8 protein-coding genes are annotated in these 6,261 nt (G+C 37.3%); 3 read left to right on the forward strand and 5 right to left on the reverse strand.

Features of this window, described 5'->3' with window-relative positions; genetic code table 11:
- Positions 1-267: 267 nt before the first annotated feature.
- Entirely contained in the window at positions 268-951 is a 684-nt protein-coding gene (locus tag KPC_RS16980; protein ID WP_121975535.1) for a YggS family pyridoxal phosphate-dependent enzyme, read from the reverse strand.
- Between the two features lie 122 nt (positions 952-1,073).
- Here KPC_RS16980 and KPC_RS16985 point away from each other — a divergent pair, with 122 nt between their 5' ends.
- Together KPC_RS16985 and KPC_RS16990 are read left to right on the forward strand one after the other, a co-directional pair.
- Positions 1,074-2,111 (forward strand): type IV pilus twitching motility protein PilT, encoded by a 1,038-nt coding sequence (locus tag KPC_RS16985; RefSeq protein WP_121975536.1) that lies wholly within the window; start codon positions 1,074-1,076, stop codon positions 2,109-2,111.
- A gap of 19 nt (positions 2,112-2,130) precedes the next feature.
- The gene (locus KPC_RS16990; protein WP_121975537.1) at positions 2,131-3,252 is read left to right on the forward strand and encodes a PilT/PilU family type 4a pilus ATPase; all 1,122 of its coding nucleotides are present in this window, start codon (positions 2,131-2,133) and stop codon (positions 3,250-3,252) included.
- A 52-nt stretch (positions 3,253-3,304) separates the two neighbouring features.
- Here the strand turns inward: KPC_RS16990 and fur are convergent, their stop codons facing one another.
- Positions 3,305-3,742, reverse strand: a complete 438-nt coding sequence (fur, locus tag KPC_RS16995; protein WP_121975538.1) for a ferric iron uptake transcriptional regulator — start codon at positions 3,740-3,742, stop codon at positions 3,305-3,307.
- Positions 3,743-3,854: 112 nt separating this feature from the next.
- Between fur and KPC_RS17000 the strand changes: the two genes are divergently transcribed.
- Positions 3,855-4,253 carry an outer membrane protein assembly factor BamE gene (locus KPC_RS17000; protein WP_121975539.1) on the forward strand — a complete coding sequence of 133 codons (399 nt, stop codon included), beginning with the start codon at positions 3,855-3,857 and terminating at the stop codon, positions 4,251-4,253.
- A 42-nt stretch (positions 4,254-4,295) separates the two neighbouring features.
- Here KPC_RS17000 and KPC_RS17005 read toward each other — a convergent pair whose 3' ends face one another.
- From KPC_RS17005 to KPC_RS17015, 3 genes are all read right to left on the reverse strand, one after another.
- On the reverse strand, positions 4,296-4,622 hold the full coding sequence (locus KPC_RS17005) for an RnfH family protein (protein WP_121975540.1): 327 nt from the start codon (positions 4,620-4,622) through the stop codon (positions 4,296-4,298).
- A complete protein-coding gene (locus tag KPC_RS17010; protein WP_121975542.1) occupies positions 4,622-5,683 on the reverse strand; it encodes an SLC5/6 family protein in 1,062 nt (353 codons plus the stop codon). The genes KPC_RS17005 and KPC_RS17010 overlap by 1 nt, the downstream gene beginning before the upstream one ends.
- A 264-nt stretch (positions 5,684-5,947) precedes the next feature.
- Positions 5,948-6,261 (reverse strand): bacteriohemerythrin (locus KPC_RS17015; protein WP_121975541.1); only part of this gene is annotated, 314 nt, incomplete at its 5' end.

The raw sequence follows: 6,261 nt of genomic DNA on the forward strand, positions 1-6,261 counted from the left end.
TTTATAAACTGATCATGTTTTGGAATAATTTTAAGTACTTAATGAGTTTTAAAACATATCAATTGTTTTACAAAACCAAATTACAACTTTAAAGCCTGATTTAGATTTCACCCTAACCAACTCATTAAATAATATATATTTTTTATAAAAAGTATAGATCGGCCATAAAAAACCAAAAAGCAAAAGCATTTCGCTGTATTGGATCTAACCAATATAATATGCATTATAAAGGCTAGAACCACAATCAGGATAAGCGATCAAGTCAGTCTAGCCATAATCACGCGCACCGAATAATGCTGTCCCCACACGTACCATCGTTGAACCTGCTGCAATTGCAGCACTCATATCTGCCGACATTCCCATACTTAAAGTATCCCAATCCTCAGGATGTGCATGCTGAATTTTAACCTGATCAAACAATTGCTTGGCATCGACAAATGCTGCCGGATTATCTGCTGCCGGGATCACCATAATTCCGCGAAGCTTTATATTTGGTAATTGGCTAATGACTTTGACGAGACCTGCAACCTCACCAGGATCACAACCATCTTTACTCTCTTGTGCATCAATATTGACTTGCAGGCATATATTTAACGGTTCTTGCTGTGAGCTTCGCTGATTTGATAATCGCTCTGCAATAATTAAGCGGTCTACCCCATGTACCCATGCAAATTTTTCTGCTAAATGTTTAGTTTTATTACGTTGTACATGCCCGATAAAGTGCCATTCAATATCCAGATTTTTCAATGTCTCAATTTTTTCTAATGCCTCTTGTAAATAATTTTCCCCAAAACTTTTTTGTCCCGTGGCATACATTTCTGCCAGTATTTCACTTGGATGTGTTTTAGATACTGCTAAAAGTTGCACAGAGTTTTCATCACGCTTTGCATGTGAACATGCTGTTTTGATTTCATTTAAAACATTTTGGCGCGCATCTTTGAGCTGATTCATTGACAAGGTTCTCATTTACAAAAACTTTTTTCTATTCAACCATGAGTTTAACTTGGTAAGTCATGGGGAAAGTCTTATTATTCTACAAAATAATTATATTTTTTGTTTATTTTGGGGAAAACATGAATATTACTGAGCTTTTGGCTTTTACAGTACAAAATGGGGCTTCTGATTTACACCTATCTGCGGGCATGCCGCCCATGATTCGAGTTGATGGTGAAGTCAGGCGCATCAATCTTCCTGCAATGGAGCATAAAGATGTCCATAAGCTGATTTATGACATCATGAATGATAAACAGCGCAGAGATTATGAAGCATTTTTAGAAACTGATTTTTCCTTTGAAGTCCCTAGCTTAGCTCGCTTCCGTGTCAATGCTTTTAATCAAAATCGCGGTGCAGGCGCTGTATTCCGGACAATTCCATCCAAAGTACTGACACTAGAAGATTTAGGCTTTGGCACAATATTTAAAAATATCTGTGATTATCCACGAGGGCTAGTACTGGTCACAGGACCAACAGGTTCAGGAAAGTCTACGACTTTGGCCGCTATGCTTGATTTTATCAATGAGCACCGTTATGAACATATTCTTACCGTTGAAGATCCGATTGAATTTGTTCATCAATCAAAAAAGTGTCTAATCAATCAACGCGAAGTACATAAAGACACCCTAGGCTTTAATGAAGCTCTCAGATCTGCTTTACGTGAAGATCCTGACATTATACTTGTTGGAGAATTACGAGATCTTGAAACTATTCGTTTGGCCCTTACTGCAGCAGAAACAGGACATCTGGTATTTGGGACATTACATACCAGCTCTGCAGCCAAGACCATTGACCGAATTATTGATGTATTTCCCGCCGAAGAAAAAGATATGGTGAGAACCATGCTTTCGGAGTCATTACAAGCTGTTATTTCCCAAGTCTTATTAAAAAAACCAAATGGAGGACGTGTAGCAGCACATGAGATTCTCATCGGTATTCCTGCTATTCGCAATCTGATTCGTGAAAACAAAGTCGCTCAAATGTATTCAGCCATTCAGACAGGTGCAAGTTACGGCATGACCACACTTGATCAAAGTTTGAAAACACTGGTTTCTAAAGGAATCATACACTCCCAAACTGCTCGTAACTTTGCCAAACAGCCAGAATCCTTTCTTTAAGATATCAGGGTGAATAACTATGGATTTTTACCAACTTCTTGATTTAATGATCGAAAAGAAAGCATCTGATTTATTTATCACAGCAGGGGTTGAGCCATCACTCAAGATTAACAAACAAATTTTACCTGTCACAAAGACTAAATTAACTGGCAATATGGTGCATCAGATTCTTCAAAGCATCATGACTGATCAACAGCGTCAAGAATTTTATAATACACATGAATGCAATTTCGCAATTACCAATAAAGACCAGTCTACCCGTTTTAGGGTCAGTGCATTTCAACAGAGGGATATGCCTGGTTTGGTTTTAAGGCGTATCGAAAATAAAATTCCTGGCATGGAAGAATTAAAAATTCCCCAGATTCTCAAAGAACTGGTGATGACCAAACGAGGAATCATCATTTTAGTTGGAGGAACAGGTACAGGTAAATCAACAACAATTGCCTCCATGCTAGGATACCGCAATCAAAACTCGAGTGGGCATATTGTCACGATTGAAGATCCTATTGAGTTTATACACGAACATGCTGGATGCATCATCACACAAAGGGAAGTCGGAATTGATACAGCTTCTTATGAAGTTGCGCTTAAAAACACACTTAGGCAAGCACCTGATGTTATCTTGATCGGAGAAATACGTACTCGTGAGACAATGGACTATGCAATTGCTTTTGCTGAAACAGGTCATCTAGTTTTAGCGACATTACATGCCAACAATGCCAATCAGGCGCTAGATCGCATTATCCATTTTTTTGATAGTGAGCGTCATCAACAATTGTATATGGATCTATCGCTAAATTTAAAAGCAATGATTGCACAGCAACTCATACCAACCAAAGATCAAAATTCCCAAGCGGTGGCTGTAGAAGTCATGATTAATTCGCCTTTAGTTTCAGACCTCATCCGCAAAGGACAAATTCATGAAATTAAAGAACTCATGCAACGCTCTCGTGAACTCGGGATGCAAACATTCGATCAAGCACTTTATGAGCTTTACAAATCAGGACGTATTAGCTATGAAAATGCACTATTACATGCAGATTCAGCAAATGATCTAAGATTAAACATCAAATTATCGGACAAGGATCAGGATGGATTAAAGAGATTTGACCAGAATTTAAGTTTTGACCGATCATCATAAAATCAGGGAGACGACCTGTCTCCCTGATTAATTTGTTGTATTTATGTAGGTTTTATTTTTTACGTAATGCTTCCTGACAGTCAGGATCATTGCAATAGCCATACAAATTCAATGAATGACCTGTTAAAGTAAAACCGTGTTTTTCAGCTACAACGTGCTGTTCATGTTCGATTAAATCATTAGTGAATTCAATCACTTTGTTGCAATTTTGACAAACAAGATGATCATGATGATCTTCTTGCATAATTTCGAAAACTGAGTGATTATTTTCGAAATGATGGCGCTGAATAATGCCAGCTGCCTCAAATTGCGTTAACACGCGGTACACTGTTGCTAGACCAACATCTTCACCTTGTTCTAGTAATGTTTTATAAATGTCTTCCGCGCTCAAGTGGTGTTGTCTTGAATTTTCTAATAATTCCAAAATCTTGATTCGTGGAAGTGTTACTTTCAGTCCAGCTTTACGTAAATCTTGATTTGAAATAGGCATGTAAAATGGTCTCTCAACAAATTTTAAGTTGGAATATGCAATAATGTTGAGATGCAGTATGATCTATCCCTAGATCAATTGCATCAATAATTAATTGGGATAGTGTAGCAAAATGCAAAAAATCATGCTGACCTTATTTGTCACTTTACTACTTGGCGGATGTTCCGTTTTTGGGGTCTATAAAGTAGACATTCCACAAGGTACACCTCTAACCAAAGCTCAAGCATCAAAAATTCAAGTAGGAATGAATTATCAACAAGTTCGCTTTTTGCTTGGTAGTCCAACAATTACAGATCCTATGAACCCGTATCGTTGGGATTACATCTACAATTATATCCCAGGAACTTATGCTAAAAAAGCCAAGATTCCTGCTGCACATGGTCAGCATTTAAAGATTTTCTTTGATAATACAGGTGTAGTCAACAAAATTGAAGGCTTAGAAACCATTCCTGACTCTCAACCAGGCCTTCCAGCTTCCAAAGAAGCGATCTTAAATGCGCCACCACTATAGTCACTTTAATATAAAAAGAAACCCCTCATTGAGGGGTTTTTTCTATTGTTTCAATTGTTTAAAACGATTGCCTCTACAGTATCGCCCCACAGGATTATTCCTGGCACGATTACGGCGAATATCCTTAGGATTAATTGTCAATGGTCTGTAAATTTCGACCCGATCTCCGGCATGAACCAGTACATCAAGATCCTTAACTTTTACCCCAAAAATTCCACATATTAATGGTTCAGGCAAAGAACTTAACTTTCTTATACCACTTAACTCAATGGCATCTGCAACAGTCATATTTTCCTGAAATGCAACACTCAAGACAAATTGCTCAGTCTCTGTCACATAGGCAACCCAGACTTTAGTTAGCTCACTCATTAGAGGAATTGCCCAATGACTGAAACCATTGCCACAACTATAGACAACGGTAAAATAATGCGAACAGCAATCCGCCATAGATTATAAATGGCTTCACTACTAAAATTCATTGCCTTACGTAAATGACTAATCTTCATAATCCATCCAACAAAAATTGAATAAATTAGACAAATCACCAAGCCCCAGAGCATAAGAACAATATTAAAAATATGTGCAACATCAGGTATCGCCCAGATCAATAGTGCAACCAATAACACTGTAAACTGTATGATGACTGAAATCTGACGTTGGACCAATTGTTCACGTGCTAACTGAATTAATAGAGCTGTCACAACAACAGTAGCAAAAGTCGTAGTGTACGCAGGTATCTGGTTTGATACAGCAAAAAAACCAAACGCCACTACCGCAACTAATTGCGCAATCCAAACCGGTAATGCAGATCTACTAGCACTCTCTTGTTGCTGAGCAAATAAAGTTTGCCAATACAATCCCATACCTAGACCACTTGCAACCAAAGCCAAGACTGTCGCATTCCCCCACTCTCTAAATTCTATAGAAGTGACATGCCATGGTTGCAGAGCCGTCCCAAAAACATTTGAGAGAATTAAAGATACAATAACTCCAACAGCACTGAGTAATACTAAAATTTGACGGGGAAGAAAAGAAAGACCAAAAGCAATGACCGCGAGTACAATAAACAGTAACTGACCATTCAATGCCAGACCTGTCTGAGCGATGAGTAAACCACCAATATTGGATAGCATCGCGCCAGACAAAAAAGGAATAAAAATAACCGCAAGCCATCCTGCAATGCGCCATTTTTGCGAAGCATCTGCATCACGGGTCAAACTTGATAAAGCATTGAGTGCCGATGTTTTTGTACGCTTGGCAAGAGCAACTTCCAGATACACAACAGGAAGTGCCAAAATTAGCATTGTACCTAACCAAAGCAACCAGAAATCAAGTTGGCGATCAATTTGGATACCTACACTTGATGCAAGCGTTACAATAATAAGAAATGAAACGCAAAATGCCATCAGAGGTGATAACCATCGTGACATCGAATTATTCTGCATAACGTCTTCCAGATATGAATCTTGAGCTTGAGCTATTTTGCCTTTGTCCATCTGGAAAATCAAAGGCTATACTTAACATATTGCAGAAATATCACGATAAAATTTATGTTCATACCTGTACTGAAAAAGAAGAAGCAAATCACCAGTTCTGATGATTTGCTGCGCTGAGTCTAGAATACTTATTCTTTTTTATATTTTATTCTTATAGATGTTTTTATTATTTTTATTCCTTTTTTATTATTATTTAGTCTAAGAAAAGAAACGTCTAAACCAACCTTTTCCTTTTTTTTCTTCATTTTTTTGTATTATTCCAATCATGTTTTCTTTTACTGCGCCAACATAATCTGCATCATCATGCTGGATATGGTTAATTAACCATTTGGATAGTACTTCATGTAAATCTTTTTCTATTGATATTCCATTTTCGAATTGTTCTTTATATTTTTCTATTCTTTTTATAAATAAATCATGAACTTTTTTATGTGGGACACAATATTTGTATTTAGCTTCTTCTTGTAGACTTTCTTCAAAAGTAAAATGGGACTGAGTATAATCAATAATAT

It is taken from the genome of Acinetobacter stercoris (assembly GCF_900323515.1).
GTDB classification, from domain to species: Bacteria; Pseudomonadota; Gammaproteobacteria; order Pseudomonadales; family Moraxellaceae; genus Acinetobacter; species Acinetobacter stercoris.